This is a genomic window from Arenimonas sp. (assembly GCF_044353605.1).
In the GTDB taxonomy this organism is placed as follows: Bacteria; Pseudomonadota; Gammaproteobacteria; order Xanthomonadales; family Xanthomonadaceae; genus Arenimonas.
Genome location: NZ_JBILBO010000001.1, coordinates 1 through 17,297, shown reverse-complemented (window position 1 = coordinate 17,297; position 17,297 = coordinate 1). Strand labels below are relative to the sequence as shown.

15 protein-coding genes are annotated in these 17,297 nt (G+C 57.1%); 4 read left to right on the top strand and 11 right to left on the bottom strand.

Annotated elements, in window-relative coordinates:
* Positions 1–21 precede the first annotated feature (21 nt).
* The 8 genes from ACIQ1A_RS00075 to ACIQ1A_RS00040 all read right to left on the bottom strand — a co-directional run bounded on the left by ACIQ1A_RS00075 (position 22) and on the right by ACIQ1A_RS00040 (position 12,179).
* The gene (locus ACIQ1A_RS00075; RefSeq protein ID WP_395769041.1) at positions 22–537 is read right to left on the bottom strand and encodes a phosphoglycerate mutase family protein; all 516 of its coding nucleotides are present in this window, start codon (positions 535–537) and stop codon (positions 22–24) included.
* Complete coding sequence (gene mfd, locus ACIQ1A_RS00070; RefSeq protein WP_395769040.1) at positions 534–3,986, bottom strand: transcription-repair coupling factor; 3,453 nt, start codon at positions 3,984–3,986, stop codon at positions 534–536. Before mfd ends, ACIQ1A_RS00075 begins: the two co-directional genes overlap by 4 nt.
* 12 nt (positions 3,987–3,998) lie before the next feature.
* On the bottom strand, positions 3,999–4,856 hold the full coding sequence (locus tag ACIQ1A_RS00065; RefSeq protein ID WP_395769039.1) for a 23S rRNA (adenine(2030)-N(6))-methyltransferase RlmJ: 858 nt from the start codon (positions 4,854–4,856) through the stop codon (positions 3,999–4,001).
* Positions 4,857–6,377 (bottom strand): exopolyphosphatase, encoded by a 1,521-nt coding sequence (locus tag ACIQ1A_RS00060; RefSeq protein WP_395769038.1) that lies wholly within the window; start codon positions 6,375–6,377, stop codon positions 4,857–4,859.
* Entirely contained in the window at positions 6,374–8,446 is a 2,073-nt protein-coding gene (gene ppk1 / locus ACIQ1A_RS00055; RefSeq protein ID WP_395769037.1) for a polyphosphate kinase 1, read from the bottom strand. Before ppk1 ends, ACIQ1A_RS00060 begins: the two co-directional genes overlap by 4 nt.
* A gap of 50 nt (positions 8,447–8,496) precedes the next feature.
* Positions 8,497–9,801 carry a phosphate regulon sensor histidine kinase PhoR gene (gene phoR / locus ACIQ1A_RS00050; protein WP_395769036.1) on the bottom strand — a complete coding sequence of 435 codons (1,305 nt, stop codon included), beginning with the start codon at positions 9,799–9,801 and terminating at the stop codon, positions 8,497–8,499.
* Between the two features lie 2 nt (positions 9,802–9,803).
* A complete protein-coding gene (phoB, locus tag ACIQ1A_RS00045) occupies positions 9,804–10,502 on the bottom strand; it encodes a phosphate regulon transcriptional regulator PhoB (RefSeq protein ID WP_395769035.1) in 699 nt (232 codons plus the stop codon).
* A 75-nt stretch (positions 10,503–10,577) separates the two neighbouring features.
* A complete protein-coding gene (locus ACIQ1A_RS00040; RefSeq protein ID WP_395769034.1) occupies positions 10,578–12,179 on the bottom strand; it encodes a M48 family metalloprotease in 1,602 nt (533 codons plus the stop codon).
* Positions 12,180–12,253: 74 nt separating this feature from the next.
* Between ACIQ1A_RS00040 and grxC the strand changes: the two genes are divergently transcribed.
* The 3 genes from grxC to ACIQ1A_RS00025 all read left to right on the top strand — a co-directional run bounded on the left by grxC (position 12,254) and on the right by ACIQ1A_RS00025 (position 14,008).
* Positions 12,254–12,514, top strand: coding sequence for a glutaredoxin 3 (gene grxC / locus ACIQ1A_RS00035; protein ID WP_395769033.1), 261 nt, complete (start codon positions 12,254–12,256; stop codon positions 12,512–12,514).
* A 44-nt stretch (positions 12,515–12,558) separates the two neighbouring features.
* Positions 12,559–12,894, top strand: a complete 336-nt coding sequence (locus tag ACIQ1A_RS00030; RefSeq protein ID WP_395769266.1) for a carboxymuconolactone decarboxylase family protein — start codon at positions 12,559–12,561, stop codon at positions 12,892–12,894.
* Between the two features lie 103 nt (positions 12,895–12,997).
* Positions 12,998–14,008, top strand: a complete 1,011-nt coding sequence (locus tag ACIQ1A_RS00025) for an isocitrate dehydrogenase (RefSeq protein ID WP_395769032.1) — start codon at positions 12,998–13,000, stop codon at positions 14,006–14,008.
* A gap of 61 nt (positions 14,009–14,069) precedes the next feature.
* Here the strand turns inward: ACIQ1A_RS00025 and thiD are convergent, their stop codons facing one another.
* Genes thiD through ACIQ1A_RS00010 form a run of 3 tightly spaced genes read right to left on the bottom strand, consistent with a single transcriptional unit; the run spans position 14,070 to position 16,848 of the window.
* Positions 14,070–14,852: a bifunctional hydroxymethylpyrimidine kinase/phosphomethylpyrimidine kinase gene (gene thiD / locus ACIQ1A_RS00020; protein WP_395769031.1), complete on the bottom strand. Its 783-nt coding sequence runs from the start codon at positions 14,850–14,852 to the stop codon at positions 14,070–14,072.
* Between the two features lie 3 nt (positions 14,853–14,855).
* Positions 14,856–16,253 (bottom strand): PhoH family protein, encoded by a 1,398-nt coding sequence (locus ACIQ1A_RS00015; RefSeq protein ID WP_395769030.1) that lies wholly within the window; start codon positions 16,251–16,253, stop codon positions 14,856–14,858.
* Between the two features lie 25 nt (positions 16,254–16,278).
* On the bottom strand, positions 16,279–16,848 hold the full coding sequence (locus tag ACIQ1A_RS00010; RefSeq protein ID WP_395769029.1) for a glycine cleavage system protein R: 570 nt from the start codon (positions 16,846–16,848) through the stop codon (positions 16,279–16,281).
* Positions 16,849–16,957: 109 nt separating this feature from the next.
* Here ACIQ1A_RS00010 and ACIQ1A_RS00005 point away from each other — a divergent pair.
* A partial coding sequence (locus ACIQ1A_RS00005; protein WP_395769028.1) for a dihydrodipicolinate synthase family protein occupies positions 16,958–17,297 on the top strand: 340 nt, incomplete at its 3' end.

The window sequence follows — 17,297 nt, the reverse complement described above, 5'->3', positions numbered from 1 at the left end:
GTAAATCCTTGGAATATCTATTCAATACCGTAAATCGAGTGATTCCACGACGATGCATTCCTTTAGCTTGAGCATTAGTATTCGATTATATTCATCATCGGCAATCGGCCGAACCGAATGGCCTGTCCAGGCCGTGGCAATGGCGGGTATCGTGTTGCTGTGACCGATAATCACGGCATTACTGTCGGGCGCCTGTGCACAGATCTGTTCCCGCAACTGTTGCGGATATTCGGTGGCGGTGGCTTTATCAATCGGTACGACCGTTATGGCGATGCCGACGGCATCGACCAACGGTTTCGCGGTCAGTTGCGTGCGCTGGTATTGGCTGGTGTAGATTGCAACGGGTTTGGCATTGGCAAGCAGGTGGGCGAGGGTGTCAGCACGCTGCATTCCAGCCGCGCTGAGTGGCGGGTCGGATACCGGTTCGGTGGCTTTCTCGGCATGACGTACCAGAAAAACCGTATGGCTCTGTGCAGACACCGCCCCGCTGATCAACAGCGCAAGCATTGCGGCGTTGCGGCATTTTCCGGCATTCAAGGTCTTGCTCCCAGCTGCGTCAGCAGGGCGCGCAGGAACAGCGCGCGTAGCTCGCCGTTTTCAGTTTTATTGGCGATCTTCAAGCGGTCCGATCCCTGCATCGCATAGGTCTTCGGATTGCGTTGAATCAGCTGGATGACGGATATCGGGTCGATGGAGGGTTTGGCTGCGAATGCCAGATAGCCTCCTGTATCGTGCAGGTCGATGCGATGAACACCGAGTTGTTCTGCCATCAAGCGCAATTCGGCACAGGAAAACAGGTGTTCCGCTGCCGGTGGCAACAGACCGAAACGGTCAATGATTTCAATCTGAAGTTCTTGAAGATCGGCGGGTGATTTGGCCGAAGCGATGCGTTTGTAAAGCATCAGGCGCGTATGTACATCATCGATCATGCTTTCCGGAAGCAACGCGGGGCTGTGCAGGTTGACTTGTGCACTTGCAGGCATGGCGGCCAGCACGTCGGGGATTTTTCCATCCTTGATTGAAGCCACAGCGCGTTCCAGGTACTGTGCGTACAGTGCAAATCCAATTTCGGTGATCTGGCCGGATTGTCCTTCCCCGAGAAGTTCGCCTGCGCCGCGTATTTCAAGGTCATGGGTCGACAGGGTAAAACCGGCGCCCAATTCTTCCAGCGAAGCCAGAGCGTCCAGACGTTTCCGGGCATCGGCTGTAATCCGTTTGAGATCCGGCACAATCAGGTAGGCATAGGCGCGGTGATGCGATCGTCCGACGCGGCCGCGTAACTGATGTAGCTGGGCCAGTCCGAAACGGTCAGCGCGGTTGATGATGATGGTGTTGGCGCTTGGGATGTCGATACCGGATTCAATGATGGTGGTAGATACAAGAACGTTGAACCGCTGCTTATGGAAATCCAGCATGACCTTTTCCAACTGCCGTTCCGGCATCTGTCCATGGGCGATGCGGATGCGTGCGTCCGGCAACATGGTTTCGAGGTCAGCGGCGGTTTTCTCGATGGTATCGATGTCGTTGTGCAGAAAATAAACCTGGCCGCCGCGGGCCAGTTCACGTTGGAATGCCTCAAGAAGCGTATTCTGGTCCCAGGGGCAGATGAAAGTCTTGACCGCGACACGGTGCGCGGGTGGGGTTCCGATAATGGAGAGCTGGCGCAGGCCGCTCATTGCCATGTTCAGTGTGCGCGGTATCGGCGTGGCGGTCAGTGTCAGCAAATGCACGTCCGCTTTCAATGCTTTCAGGGTTTCCTTATGGCGAACACCGAAGCGTTGTTCCTCATCGACAATGACCAGTCCAAGACGATCGAAAGCCACGTCTTTCTGTAGAAGCCGGTGCGTACCGATGATGATATCGATTTTACCGACGGCGAGCAGATCGAGTGCCTGTTTGATTTCCTTCGTGCTTTTAAAACGGGAAAGCACCTCGATGCGGATCGGCCAATCGGCGAATCGGTCACTGAAATTCCGGAAATGCTGCTCCGCCAACAGCGTGGTCGGCACCAGAACTGCCACTTGTTTTCCGGCCATGGCGGCGACAAAAGCAGCCCGCAACGCCACCTCGGTTTTGCCGAAGCCGACATCGCCGCAGACCACCCTGTCCATCGGATGCGCCTGCGCCATGTCTGAAAGCACTGCCTCGATGGCCTGTTCCTGGTCCGGTGTTTCCTCGAACGGGAATCCAGCGGAAAAACGTTCGTAAAGTGCGCGCTCGGTATCCAGGGCGAAACCCTCCCGGGCCAGGCGCTTGGCCTGGATCTCCAGCAGTTCGGCTGCTACGTCATGGACCCTTTCCGCAGCTTTGCGCTTGGCCTTATCCCAAGACTCCCCGCCCAGACTGTGTAACGGGGCATGCTCGGCGCTGGTCCCGGAGTAGCGCGATACCAGATGCAGTTGTGCGACCGGCACATAGAGCTTGTCGCCTTTGGCATATTCAATGCTGAGGAATTCACCGGGCATGCCGCCGGTTTCAAGGCTGACCAAACCCTGATAACGCCCGACACCGTGGTCTTCATGCACGATCGGTGCACCGATGCTGATTTCGTTGAGATCACGCAGGATCGCCTCGGGATCTTTCTGTTTGTTTTTCCGGCGCCGGCTTTGGTTGACGCGTTCGGGAAACAGTTGACGCTCGGTCAGAACCGTCAGTGGCGGAGTGATTAGACTGAAACCGTCCGACAGGTCCGCGCTGGTCAGCATCAGCCGATGGGGTTCGGCGGCATGGAAGGCTTCCTGCCAATCACTTGCCATCATGGCGTCGATGCCGGCATCCTTGAAAAGTGTTTTCAGGGACTCCCGGCGGCCGGCACTGTCGGCGGCCAGAATCACTTTTCCGGGATAGGACACGAGGAAATCGATCAGGGCCTGCCCGGATTTTCGTGCCGAATCAAGCCATGCGCCGCTGAATGGCGGTGTCAGGGCCAGGGTTGCCGCGGCCGAATAGCCGGGTTCATCTGCACTGAGCAACTGGTAGCGGTGATGCTGGTTGAAGCGGGCACGCAGGGCCTCGGGTGTGAAATACAACTCAGCCGGTGCCAAGACCGGACGCTCGATATCGTGCCGCCGCTGTTCATAGCGTTCGGTGGTCTGCCGCCAGAACTGATCTGAGGCATTCAGGACATCGGGTGCAAGCAGCAAATCGAAGTCCGCGGGTAGGTAGTCGATCAGACTGGCGGTTTCGGTGAAAAAAAGCGGAAGGTAGTATTCGATTCCGGCCGGTGCTACGCCTTCTTTAAGATCGGCATAAAGGCCGCAGTTCCGGGGGTTGATCTCGAACCGTTCAAGCAACTGTTCGCGCGCATGTTTGCAGGCCTGTGCATCGAGTGGAAATTCGCGGGCCGGCAGCAGCTTGATGCTTTTCCGGGTCTCTCCCGAGCGCTGGGATTCCGGATCGAACAAACGAAGTGATTCGATTTCGTCATCCAGCAGTTCAATGCGTATCGGAAAGGCCGATCCGGCAGGAAACAGATCCAGGATGGAACCACGTATCGAGAAATCACCGGCATCCATCACTTGCGGAACGTGCCGGTATCCGAATTTCTGCAGACGTCCGCGTTCGGCCTGAAGGTCGAGCTTCATTCCGACGGATAGGTCGAGCACCTGGGCGGCAATCCAGTCCACGGGCGTAATGCGCTGCATCAGACTGGTTACTGGAACTACAAGAATTCCCCGGTTGCTTTGGGGCAGCCGGTATAGGCAATCTATACGCTGGGAAACCAGATCTGGATGGGGGCTGAACTGGTCGTAGCTCAGGGTTTCCCAATCCGGAAAGTGCAGGATGGGCAGTTCGGTGCGAAGGGCGCGCAGATCCTGCTCCAGTTGCTGTGCCCGGTAACTGTCGGACACCACCACCACCTGCAGACGGTGATGTGCCATAGCTTGGGCTTGGATGACATAAGCCAGGGCCGCCCCATTGGGCGGTGACTTGACGGTAGTCAGCAGGTGATTGGGTGCTGGCAAGGGCAGCAAGGCGGAACTCATGCCGCCATTTTATCAGTTTGCGGCTTCGGGATTCTCGGTTTTGAGCCACTTCATGGTGAACGAGGATCCGCCGTCGTCGAGCAGTTCGGCCAGTTGCCGCATGCCCGGGTGCAGATCGGCATCGATACGGTAGGGTGGATTGATCAGTAGCATGCCACTGCCGTTCATCCGTAGCGGCGAGTTATCGGGACGCACCAGAAGTTCGACCGCCAGAGCAGTCTGGCAGGGCAGTTGCGCAGCCCTGCGTAGGAAGAATTTGATTGCTGCGCGTTGTTTGATCGGGTACCAGACCGCGAACTGACCGGTCGGCCAACGACTGAGACCGTCCTGAAGACACTGCAGGATCTGTGTGTATTCCTGTTCCTGGGCTTCGTAGGGCGGGTCAATCAGCACCAAGCCGCGGCGTGGCGTGGGCGGCAACAGCGCTTTGACCGCCTGATAGCCGTCCCCTTGCTGCACCTGTACCTTCCCGTCGTGCGCGAACAGCTGTTTGAGGGCATCGGCTTCGCCTTTCTGCATTTCCACGCACACCAGTCGGTCGCTGTCACGAAGCTGCTGCGCAATCAGAAGCGGTGAGCCCGGATAGTTGATGAGGCCACCGACAGGATTGACCCTTTCCACCTGCTTAAGGTAGTTGTTGAGCACTTCCGGGAGTTTCTTCAGGACAATCAATTTGAAGATGCCGCCACGGGCTTCATCGGTTTTGCGCGCCTGTTCGCCTTGAATGAGATACTGGCCGCGTCCGGCATGGCTATCGAGCACGAAAAAAGGCTTTTCCTTCTGTCTCAGCCGTGCCAGCAACGCCAGCAATACCATATGTTTGAGGACATCGGCATGGTTGCCGGCATGGAATCCGTGCAGATAATTCATTTACTTCTCAATGACGGCCAGCGCGATGTCCGCGGCCTTCAGGTAGGCGATTTCATTGTCGAGGTCCGACCGTGTCAACGGATGTTTGGCCAGCCATTTGCGTGGGATTTCGAACTGAAGCTTGGAGTGCACGACTGACAGCTTGAGCTTTGGAATTTTTTCAGCGGAATGGCTGCGGTAAAGCAGAATGGTAAGCCGTAATAGCAGAATACAGCGCAGCGCGCGGATTGCCCGCGATTCGTTCAGGGTCAGCAGGCTTTTGAAATGGATGCTTCGGCGCTGGTTTCGAATCAGAACTGCGATCTGGTGCTGCTCGGTCTTGGAAAAGCCGGAAATATCGGAATGCTCGATGAGGTAAGAGCCATGATGATGATGCTGGCTATGGGCCACGGCGAGCCCGATTTCATGGAGTTTGCATGCCCAGGACAGGGTTTCCCGGTCTATCGCATCGAGATCCCAGAACTTCCGGACCTGATCGAACAGAGTCAGTGCGTAATGTTCGACCCGCTCAGCCTGCTCCATGTCGATGGAATAGCGTTCCTGCAGCGCTTTGACTGAGCCCAGGCGCGGGTCATGGTCTTTGTTGCGGCCGAGTATATCGAAGAGCGCGCCTTCACGCAGTGCATAATCACTGGTCTGCATGCTTTCGATACCCAGCTCTTCGAAGGCGGTTTCAAGCGTGAGCAGGCCGCCCGCAATGGAATGTCTCCGCGACACTGAAATCTGCGGCCAACGGATGTTCTGCATCGTTCCGAACTCGATGAGCTCCTGGCGCAGCAGCTGCAATGTCTTCAGGGTAAGGGTCCCGTCGCTCATTGCACGGCTTTTAGCAATATCGGAAAGAGCCTTGATGGTGCCCGAAGCGCCGTAAGCCTCCTTCCATCCTTGGTTGCGGTAGTTGCGCACGAACGGCTGCATGTCGACTGCAATCTGGTTCTTGGCCTTTTGCCATTGGCGCGCAGTCCACTTTCCGCCGGGGAAAAAGCGGTGAAGATTGGCGATGCAACCGATCTGCAGACTTTCACGTTCGATGATATCGAAGCCTCGGCCAAGCACGAACTCCGTGGACCCGCCGCCGATGTCGATGACCAGACGTTTACCTTTTCCCGGCGGCTTGTCGTGCGCGACGCCGAGATAGATCAGCCGCGCCTCTTCACGGCCGGCGATGACTTCGATGCGGTGCCCGATGGCGGCCTCGGCCTTGGCCAGAAAGGCATCGGGATTGACCATGGTGCGGATGGTGTTGGTCGCGACTACACGCACGTTGACCGGCTTGACATAGGCCAGACGTTGACCAAACAGTGCAAGGCAATCGAGTGCGCGTTTGGCCGCTTTCGGGTTCAGGTTCTTGTCCGCATCGAGTCCGTCCGCAAGCATGACGTGTTCTTTGATGCGGTCGATGATGCGCAGCTGCCCGAGCACATGCCGGGCCACCACCATATGGAAGCTGTTCGAGCCGAGGTCGACCGCGGCGACCAGGTCGCCATCTTTCAGTGCTGGATTGTAGCGGCTGTTTTTCATCGCTTCCGGCAGAGTTCGGAGAGAAGGCGGGCCTGCGCACAGAACACGGGTTCGGACTCGGCACGGACGATTTTCCGGTAACTTCCGTCCGCATTCAGCATCCAGGATTGGCAGTTGTCGCGAAGGTAGTATTCGAGTTCTTCAGTAAAGACCCGTTGGGCAAGTTCGGGTTCGATTACCGGAAAGCAGGTTTCGACACGCCGCAGCAGATTGCGCTCGAGCCAGTCGGCGCTGGAACAGTAAATCTCGGATTTACCATTATTGGCGAACCAGTAGACACGGCTGTGTTCGAGAAAGCGGCCGACCAAGGCGCGGACGGTGATGTTATCGGATAGTCCGGGCACGCCTGGGCGCAGGCAGCAGGCGCCGCGAACAATCAATTCAATGGTGACGCCGGCCTGGGATGCCGCATAAAGCGCTTTGATGACCTCAGGCTCGTTGATGGCATTCATCTTGGCGATGATGTGACCTTTCTTTCCCTCGCGGGCAAGTTTCTCTTCGCGTTTAATTTTCTTGAGAAGACTTGCGTGCAGGGTGAAAGGCGAAGTCAGCAGATGTTTCAGCGCAATCGGCTTGCTCAAGCCGGACAGCTGCTGGAAAATCGAGTGCACGTCCTGGGTGATTCCGGGATGGCAGGTCAGCAGACCGATATCGGTGTACACCTTCGCGGTGCCGGCATGGTAATTGCCCGTACCCAAGTGCGCGTAACGGCGCAATGTCTTGCCCTCACGCCGGACAATCAGCATCATCTTGGCGTGGGTTTTGAAGCCGACGACGCCGTAAATCACTTGAACGCCTGCTTCCTGGAGGCGGTTAGCAAGATTGAGATTGGCTTCTTCATCGAAACGCGCGCGTAGTTCGACCACGACCGAAACATCCTTGCCGTTGTGCGCGGCGGTTATCAGGTGCTCAATGATTTTTGAGTCCTTGCCGGTCCGGTAAAGCGTCTGTTTGATCGCAAGCACATGCGGATCGCTGGCGGCATGCTGCAACACGTCAAGAACGTCATTGAAGCTCTGATAGGGGTGGTGCAGCAGGATATCTCCGCTGCGGATGCTGCCGAACGGGTCCTCTTCATCGAGCGTGGAGCGCCCCTGTTTGAAATTCGGGAACTTGAGGTCGGCACGCTTCGCCATGTCATAGACCTGGATCACGCGATTGAGATTGACCGGTCCGTTGATTCTGGATACCGCATTTTCGGCAAGATTGAAATTTTCCAGAAGTACCTGGACGATGCGGTTCGGGCAGTCCTTGGCAATCTCCAGTCGGACCGCGGGGTTGTAACCGCGTGAATGCAGCTCGTCCTTGAGCGCACTGGCGAGGTTTTCGACCTCTTCTTCATCGACGAACAGTTCGGAATTGCGGGTCACCCTGAACTGATAGGCGCCTTTTACCTTCATGCCCGGAAACGAGTCCCCGACGAATTCACTGAGCATCGCCGACAGGAATACGAAATCGTCACGGCCGCCGGATACCGATTCCGGCAGTTGGATGATGCGCGGCAATGAACGCGGAGCTCTTACGATGGCGATGCCCCCGCGTCTGCCGAAAGCGTCCTTGCCGTCCAGAACCACGGCCACATTGAGACTTTTGTTGAGAATCTGCGGAAATGGATGCGCCGGGTCGAGCGCCAACGGCGACAGGATGGGGAGCACTTCAGTCTTGAAATAGTGATGAAGCCAGCGTCGCTGTGTGGCATTCCAATTTGCACGGTCGAGGATGCGGACGCCTGCGGCCGCCAGCTCCGGACGCAGGACCTCGTTCCAAAGCGCATATTGCGCCTTGACCAGCCGGTTTGAGAGCAAATAGATTTTGTCGAGAGCCAACTGCGGATCCATGTTGTCCGGCAGCAGCGGCGCCTTGTACTGAAGCGCAGTTTTAACGGTTGCGGCACGGATTTCAAAGAACTCGTCGAGGTTAGTGCAGGAAATGCACAGATATTTCAGGCGTTCGAGCAACGGAATTACAGGATCTTGGGCCTGTGCAAGCACACGGAAATTGAACTCCAGCTGCGACAGCTCGCGGTTCAGGAACAGGTCCGAATCGGAATAATCGTTAATATCGCTCATGAGTTTCAGTCGGGCCTTTTAAACAAGCATAACAGATGAGGCAGGGACGGTTAAGCCACTCGCTCTGGCGGAAAGCGGCAGAGGAAGCGACTGCCCTTGCCGGGCGTGCTCTCGATGTGCAGTTCGGCTTGATGCAGATTCAGCACATGTTTGCAGATGGAAAGGCCAAGGCCGGTACCACCGAGCTCGCGCGAACGGCTTATTGAAACACGGTAGAAGCGTTCGGTCAGCCGGCTGATTTGGTCGGCCGGAATGCCGAAACCGGTATCCTGTACCCAGAAATCGAGGCCGTTGACCTCATTCCGGCGAAATCCGATGGCGATGCTGCCGTCGGTGGGCGTATAGCGAACGGCATTCGAGACCAGATTAGAAAATGCACTATGGATGTCCTTCGGGGACCCGATCAACAGACCGTTGTAATCGGGAACAAGGGTAATCTGATGGCGCCCTTGGCTGAGTGCGATAGCTTCCTGTTGCAGCGTGTGCAACAGCGTGCCGGTACTGATGGCTTCTTCAGGCAGCATGTTTCCGGACTCAAGCCGTGACAGATTCAGCAGGTCCTCGACAAGGTGGTTCATCCGGCTGGATTGCTTCTGCATCTCGCCGATGATGGTCTGAAGTTCCGGATTCTCCTGCTGCTCAATCAGTTCCAGATAACCATGGATGACGGTGAGCGGGGTTCGCAGTTCGTGCGAGACGTTGGCTACGAAGTCGCTCCGCATTTTTTCCAACCGGCGCATCTTGGTTGAATCACGCAGCACCACCAGGCTGTTGACGAGTGTATAGGGCAGCTGGAAAAAATCGAGATAGGCATCAAGCTCGCCCGGTGAAAGCACGTTCAGAAGCGGCTTTTCGGAATCGGATGAATTGAACCAATTTTTGACATCGGCATCGAAAAGCCGGAACAGGTTGGCATCTTCCTCGCCCGGATGTAGGCCGAGCATTCGCTTCGCGGTCTTGTTCGACCAGACGATGTAACCCGTTTCGCGACTGACCACCAGAGCGCCTTCCGGCATGGCGCCAGCGGCAAGCCGGTAGCCGCGGAGCATCTGGACCAAGCGCCCAATCCGGATGCGGTGCTCACGGTTCTTTTTATAGATCAGCGTTTCCAGCGCCGCCCAAACACCCTGGCCTTCAGGCTGTGGATTGAGAGCGTGCGACTCCAGCTGGTCGAGGATGCGGCCGAGCTTGCGGTAGCTGCGGACAATCTGGAAGGTGGAGAGCAAAATGAAGGCGATCAGCAGTCCGGTGAGGCCGCCCGTGGCATAGCCGATGCCGAGTCCAATCGCATAAGTGAAGCCCCAGAGTATCAGGGACTGTCGCCATGCCAATGCGGTGAGGGTCGCTTTCGGCATGCTCAGGATGCTGGGGGCTGTCCGACAAAGCGGTAACCGGCGCCGCGCACGGTCTCAATCATGGATTCGAGACGGAACGGTTCCAGCACCTTGCGCAGCCGACGGACATGCACGTCCACGGTCCGGTCTTCGATGTCGCTGCCGCCGCCCCAGACGAAATCGAGCAATTGATTCCGACTGTAGACTCGGTTGGCATGGCTCATCATGAAATGCAGCAGACGATATTCCGTCGGTCCGAGGTGGACTTTTTCATCACGTACCAGCAACTTCTGTTGGTTGGCATCCAGACGTAAAGGCCCGACTTCGATCGATCCGTCTTCCTCGTTTTCACGGCTGCGGCGAAGCACGGCCTTGATGCGGGCCAGCAATTCACGTGCCGAGAAGGGTTTGACTACATAATCATCGACGCCACTGTCGAAGCCGGCGATGCGGTCGGACTCCTCACCCTTGGCGGTGAGCATGATAATCGGAACATCGCGGGTATTGCTTTCACGGCGTAAGCGCCGTGCCAGTTCGATGCCCGGTGTCCCCGGAAGCATCCAGTCCAGAAGAATCAAATCCGGAATACGTTCGGACACCGCCTGAACGGCCTCTTTGGCATCCTGGGCGCAGATCGGTTGGTAGGACTGAGTACGCAGGGCATAGGCGATCATGTCGCGGATGGCCGGTTCGTCTTCTACAATCAGGATATGGGCTTGCACGGCAGGACCTTAGGCTCGGGAGTTAAGGCATTACATCTAATCATTATGACGGCTTTATGACAGCCTGTCACAGACTCAGCCGCCTTGCTGCTCAGGTTTGATGCCCTGACGCTTCAGCTCCAATGAAATCGGCATGAATTCGGCAATTCTGGCCTCGACCCGGGCGCGCTGGTAGTAGTCCAGATCATCGTTTTTCAGCAGGGTACTGAGCTGGCTGATGGCATCATCGACCCGTCCGTTCAGGAAAGCCACCTCGGCATAGGCCTCGGCCGCCCTCAGGGTGTTTCCGGAGAGCTCATAGGCCCGGGCCAGAAGGCGTTGATAGACGAAATCCTCGCCATCGCTGCCGATTCGACGTAAAAGGTTCTGGGCGCGTTGCGCTTTATCGGCACTGTCCAGTTCCAGCAGAAAGTCGGCATAGGCCAATACAACTGCCCGGTTTTCTGGGTATTTTGAAACCAGCTGCTCGAAACGTGATTCGGCCTGTAAAGGCTTTTTGGCGGCTTGTGCCGCCTGCGCACGGGCGATGGCAATCCACAGATGGTCGGGGTACTTTTTGCCCAGCTCGGCCAGCAGTAATTCGGCATCATTGCCTTGCCTGTTGGCGATGTAGGCCAAGGCCAGTCCATATTGGTGGGCATCACTGGGTTTGCTTTCGAACCCATCGATGCCCCGACGGTATTCGATGATGGCGGCTCCCGGACTGATTGCGGAAAGGACACGCATGCGTTCCTTGGCCCAGATGAAGTCGCTGCTGCCCCCGGCTTTTTGGGTTCCGGCGGGTTGTGCAAACTCCGGCAATAGCGGATTACTGGGCACCGATGTCCTGCTGGCGTTAAGTTCGGCGCGGTTTTCCTGCATCTTGTGGGCCCGGTCGCGGGCCTCGCTGATTCGTGTGGCGCTCACCGGATGGCTGCGAAGGTAGTCCGGGGCATTGTAACCGCCGGCATTGGCGCGGGTGACACTCTCCATGCGCGCAAAGAAATCGGCCAGTGCGTCCGGATTGTAGCCGGCACGGTAAAGGGTCTGGATACCGATCCGGTCGGCTTCGGACTCATTGGACCGGGTGTAATCGATTTGACGCTGGATCATCAAAGCCTGTGCGCTCAGCATCGCAGCCGCCGTGGCATTGTCCGAGGATTTGCCGGGGCCGCCGGCCGACTGGGCCGCCACGATGACTCCCAGTGCGGCCAACATGATCGGAATCTGGTCTTTCTTCGCACGTTCGACCGAACGGATAACGTGCTTCTGGGTAACGTGCGAGATTTCATGGCTGATTACAGCAGCTACCTCGTCCTCGGTCTTGGCGGTCAGAACGAGGCCTGCGTTGGTGCCAATGTAACCCCCCAGCGTGGCGAATGCGTTGATTTGACGGTCACGCAGCAGAAAAAAGGTATAGGGCTGCTTCGGGTTGTCGGAATTGGCGCCGAGCCGGTGCCCCATGGTCTGCAACCAGGAGTCCAGCAAGGGGTCGTCCAGAACATAATTCATCTGCCGCAACTGGTGCAGGGTGTAGCCTCCGTATTGTGCTTCCTGGGCCGGGGTGATCATTTCACCGGCTGAGGAACCCAGCTCCGGCAAAGCGGTCTCCTGGGCTGTGCAGATGCTGCCGGAAGCGCAGAGAGCCGCGAATACCGCTAGGGCCAGTCCGTTCCGAGAGATGGGGGGTCTGTTCATCCGTTATGCACTTGAATTCACTTACACTGGGACTTACATACTAGCGCATAGTTCCCCGCCATCCCAAGGACCCCATGGCCGATATCCTCCTGTACAGCGCCGCCGTCTGCCCATACTGTGTTGCGGCCAAGAATTTCCTGAAAGCCCGCGGGCTGGATTACCGTGAAATCCGCATCGACCAGGATGCCGATGCCCGCGCCGAGATGATGGCCCGGGCCAAGCGCACCTCGGTACCGCAGATTTTCGTGAACGGCACCCATGTCGGCGGGTTCGACGATATGGTGGCCCTCGACCGTGCCGGACATTTCCAACCTCTGCTGGAGCAAGCCCCGTGAGCGAACAAGACCGCGTCAAAGCCTTTACCGAGTTCCGTCAACGCATGAATGAACGCATTCTGTCGGAGGATAATCAGGTTGTGCGCCGCTTCTTCGCGCTCGATACCCAGACTTACAAGGACGGCGCCCTGAATCTGAAAACCAAGGAGCTTTTGGGTCTGGTGGCATCGATGGTGCTTCGTTGCGATGACTGTATCAGCTACCACATCGCGCAATGCAAGGAGGCCGGAGTCAATCGCGAGGAGTTTTTCGAAGCATTCTCCGTCGCGCTGGTGGTCGGTGGATCAATCGTGATCCCGCATCTGCGCCGCGGTGTCGACTTCCTCGACCAGCTCGAGGAGCAGGGCATCCATGCCATTCCCGAGCACAAGCACGATTGAGCCCTTAAGCCCTGTTTTGCGGGTGGTTTAGCCTCTGTTCGGCTCCCGAAGGAGCTTGTCCGCTATAATAGCGGGCTAACTTCAATACCCCAGGAATCATCATATGTCGCAGACAATCGCCGTCATCAAAGGAGATGGGATCGGTCCGGAAATCATGGACGCCACCCTGGATGTGCTCAACGCCCTTAACGTCGGTCTGCAGTATGATTTCGTCGATGCCGGTCTGAGCGCCTACGAGAAAATCGGTGAGCTGCTGCCGGAAGCCACGCTGGCCGCGATCATCAAACACAAAGTCGCACTGAAAAGCCCGCTCACCACGCCGGTCGGCGAGGGTTTTTCCTCGATCAATGTCGCCCTGCGTCGTAAATTCGATCTGTATGCCAATGTCCGTCCGGCCATCAGCTTTCCGAACACCAAGTCGCGCTACAGCAACATCGATCTGATTACCGTGCGCGAAAATACCGAAGGCGCCTACATCGGTGAAGGTCAGAGTATTTCCGAAGACGGTGATACGGCTCTGCTGACCCAGAAGATTACCCGTAAAGGCTCCGAACGGATTGTCCGTTATGCTTTTGAACTGGCCAAGAATCTCGGTCGCAAGAAAATCACCATCGTCCACAAAGCCAATATCCTGAAAAGCACGTCCGGCTTGTTCCTGAAAGTGGCCCGTGAGGTTGCTGCTGAATACCCGCAGATCGAATGCAACGAGATGATTGTCGATAACACCTGCATGCAGCTGGTGATGAAGCCGGAGCAGTTCGACGTCATCGTGACCACCAACCTGTTCGGTGACATCATTTCCGATCTGTGTGCCGGTCTGGTCGGCGGTCTCGGTCTGGCACCGGGCGCCAACATCGGCAAGGACTGCGCCATTTTCGAAGCCGTGCACGGTTCTGCGCCGGACATCGCCGGCAAAGGCATCGCCAATCCGTGCGCGCTGCTGCTGGGCGCCGTGCAGATGCTGGAGCACATCGGCCAGGTCGATGCCGGCCGCCGCCTGAAACAGGCCATCATCGATACCATGAACGACAAAGACCACCTGACCCCGGATCTGGGTGGGTCAGGGACCACTCAGACCTTTGCGGCGGCCATCATCAAGCACATCAAGGCCTGATATTTCCTGCAACTTCAAAAAAAAACGCGCTTCGGCGCGTTTTTTAATTATCAAAGCATTACTAAAGGTGTTTCAGAACCGATAGCCCGCTAGTTCCCGGATTGTAAGCGCGTTTCAGGGATCTGAACACATAATCGCCTGCCGCTTCACAGGCGTCCGGTAGGGATTTCTTCAACGCCAGATTGGCGGCAATGGCCGCTGCCAAGGTACAGCCGGTGCCGTGGCCGGAAACCTTCAAGCGCGGGTGTTCGAACTCATACAGTGCTTTTCCCGTATCAAGCCGGTCGATGACCTTCTTGCCAGACAGATGGCCGCCTTTGAGCAACACCGCTTTCGCGCCCAGAGCCAGCAATTCGACCAACGCGCCTTCGGCTTGTTCATCGTTGTCAATGCTGTGATCGAGCAGCAGTAAGGCCTCGTTGATGTTGGGGGTAATGACCGTGGCCAAGGGCAGCAAGCGCTCAACCAGGCGCCGGATGGCACGTGTTTCCAACAGAGTGTGACCGGAGCTGGACACCATGACCGGGTCGAGTACGATGTGTTTCGGACGGTACCGTTCCATGGCGTCGGCGACCACATTGATGATGGTGGCATTGGCCAGCATGCCGATTTTGACTGCGCGGATGTCGAAATCGGAAAAAACAGAATCCAGCTGAGCCTTCAGAAATGAAGGCGGCGGCACATGGATGGCTTGTACGCCGTGTGTGTTTTGTGCGGTCAAGGCCGCAATCGCCGACAGGCCATGCAGGCCATGTGCGGCAAAGGTTTTCAGGTCGGCCTGGATGCCGGCACCACCGCCGGAATCGGATCCGGCGATGGTGAGCACGGACGGCATCCGCGCCATGACTTAAAGCACCTCTGACGCGTAGTCGGCCAGACGCGAACGCTCGCCGCGACGCAGCGTGATGTGCGCCGAATGGGCCCAGTTCTTGAACCGGTCCACTGCATAGGTCAGACCCGATGTGGTTTCGGTCAGATAGGGGGTATCAATCTGCTCGACGTTGCCCATGCAGATGATCTTGGTGCCCGGGCCTGCCCGGGTGATCAAGGTTTTCATCTGCTTCGGAGTCAGGTTCTGGGCTTCATCCACAATCAGCCAGCGGCTGAGGAAGGTGCGGCCGCGCATGAAATTCATTGCACGGATCTTGATCCGGGAAGCGAGTAGTTCGTTGGTGGCGCCGCGACCCCAGGAATTCTGTTCCTGGGTGTTGGTCAACACTTCCAGATTGTCGGTCAGCGCGCCCATCCACGGCGTCATTTTTTCCTCTTCGGTGCCGGGCAGGAAGCCGATGTCCTCGCCGACGGAAACCGTGGCGCGGGTCATGATGATTTCCCGATAGCGTTGATTGTCCATGGTCTGGGTCAAGCCGGCAGCCAATGCCAGCAGGGTTTTACCTGTTCCCGCGGTGCCGAGCAGGGTGACCAGATCGATTTCGGGATCCATCAGGGCATTCAGTGCGAAGTTCTGTTCGCGGTTGCGGGCACTCACTCCCCACACCTGATGCTGCGGCGTCCGGTAGTCGTCGACGATCTGCAGCACGACTTTATCGCCGTCCATGCGGCAGACCCGCATTTCAACTTCATCCTCACCCGGCATATACAGGAACTGGTTGATGAACCAGTCATCACCGCGTGTGCGTTGTATTTCATAGAACGTACGGCCCTTATCGGTCCAGGAGCGCAGATTGCCCTGATGACGCTCCCAGAAGTCGGCCTCCAGCTCGCGTACGCCGGTGAACAGCAGGTTGAAATCATCGATGGCGCGGTCGTTTTCGTAATCCTCGGCGGCGACGCCGCAAATCGAGGCCTTGATGCGCAGGTTGATATCCTTCGAGACCAGTACGACCGGCACGCCCGGATTATCCTCTTTGAGCTGAAGAATTGAACCGAGGATCAGGTTGTCGGGCAGCACCGTACCGAAGCGCTTGCCGGCTTCGACCTGTTTCAGTTGGAAGTGGAGTTTGCCAACGCTTTGTTCGGCACGCAGATTGAGGCCTTTCGGTTGGATCAGGGCGATGCCCTCGGCGATGTCGCGGTTGCCGTGCGATTCGACCAGTTCATTGAGGAAACGGCTGACCTGGCGGGCGTTGCGTGAGGATTCGGAGTGGCCTTTCTTGCCATTGTCCAGTTCCTCAAGGACCATCATTGGAATGAAAACATCGTGTTCTTCAAACTTAAACAGCGCGGTTGGATCATGCATCAGGATATTGGTATCGAGGACATAGATGCGCTTGCTGCGGGTCATTGAGTTTTCCTTAAGGAGGGAAAGGTCAGTATTTCATTGGATCCATGATCGCGTCGAGGTTCAGATGGTCGCAGAACTCCATAAAATCATCGCGTAATGCCGCGATGTGCATGTTGGCGGGAATGCCGATGGTCAGCTGTGCCGTGAACATGGATGCCCCGGTATGCATGGCCTGGTAGCCATTGGACTGCATGTTCTCGATGGTGATGCCCTGGCGGTCGAAAAAATCGGCCAGCTGGAACAGAATGCCGGGTTTGTCCGCCGCAACCACTTCCACCAGATACGGAAGCAGATTGCTCTGCATCGGTTTCGGGCCGGTGCGGTAGAAGGTCAGTTTGATGTCGTGTTCACGCTCGAATTTTGCGAGCAGGGATTCCAGTTTGACGATGCTGTCCCAGCTGCCAGTCGCCAATGCGACCAGAGACACGTCACGGCCAACGGTCGCCAGACGCGTGTCGACGAGATTGCAACCTGATTCGGAGATCCGCCTGGAAACCATCAGGAGCGGCGAGTTGGGGTAGGTGCTGTAGGCGCTGATCAGCAAGTGATTGCCGGAGGCGGGGGAGGCAGGGGAAGCGGTTTCGTGTTCGTTCAAGTGGCGTTCCTGCGACACGGAAATCTGTGTCAGAATATTAAACACAGAATAGAGTCTCGATGGCGGTCCGGCAAGCCCCGGTCCGTTTTTAATTCCAAGGAGCCTGAAAGTGCAGTTGCAAGGCAGTATTACCGCATTGACCACCCCGTTCACCGAGTCCGGAATGCTCGATCTCGGCGCATGGCGTGCCCAAATTGATATGCAGATTCGGAGCGGTTCCGCCGCCATAGTCGTTGCCGGGTCGACCGGCGAAGCCGCTACATTGAGCGATGAGGAGTACAGTCAACTTATTGAATTGGCTGCAATTCGGGTGGCCGGACGGATTCCTGTGCTGGCGGGCACCGGTCTTTCTTCGACGGCTAAAACCATCCGTCAGACCAAACTGGCCAAAGACAGCGGTGCCGATGTCGCCTTGGTGGTGACGCCACCCTATGTTCGGCCGACTCAGG

Excerpts from the sequence above, each read along its gene's own strand:
- ppk1 (WP_395769037.1), bottom strand. The coding sequence starts at position 8,446 with ATGAGCGATATTAACGATTATTCCGATTCGGACCTGTTCCTGAACCGC.
- ACIQ1A_RS00065 (WP_395769039.1), bottom strand. The coding sequence starts at position 4,856 with ATGAATTATCTGCACGGATTCCATGCCGGCAACCATGCCGATGTCCTC.
- ACIQ1A_RS00030 (WP_395769266.1), top strand. The coding sequence starts at position 12,559 with ATGAATGAACGCATTCTGTCGGAGGATAATCAGGTTGTGCGCCGCTTC.
- mfd (WP_395769040.1), bottom strand. The coding sequence starts at position 3,986 with ATGAGTTCCGCCTTGCTGCCCTTGCCAGCACCCAATCACCTGCTGACT.
- ACIQ1A_RS00060 (WP_395769038.1), bottom strand. The coding sequence starts at position 6,377 with ATGAAAAACAGCCGCTACAATCCAGCACTGAAAGATGGCGACCTGGTC.
- ACIQ1A_RS00015 (WP_395769030.1), bottom strand. The coding sequence starts at position 16,253 with ATGACCCGCAGCAAGCGCATCTATGTCCTCGATACCAATATCCTGATG.
- grxC (WP_395769033.1), top strand. The coding sequence starts at position 12,254 with ATGGCCGATATCCTCCTGTACAGCGCCGCCGTCTGCCCATACTGTGTT.
- ACIQ1A_RS00025 (WP_395769032.1), top strand. The coding sequence starts at position 12,998 with ATGTCGCAGACAATCGCCGTCATCAAAGGAGATGGGATCGGTCCGGAA.
- thiD (WP_395769031.1), bottom strand. The coding sequence starts at position 14,852 with ATGGCGCGGATGCCGTCCGTGCTCACCATCGCCGGATCCGATTCCGGC.
- phoR (WP_395769036.1), bottom strand. The coding sequence starts at position 9,801 with ATGCCGAAAGCGACCCTCACCGCATTGGCATGGCGACAGTCCCTGATA.
- ACIQ1A_RS00040 (WP_395769034.1), bottom strand. The coding sequence starts at position 12,179 with ATGAACAGACCCCCCATCTCTCGGAACGGACTGGCCCTAGCGGTATTC.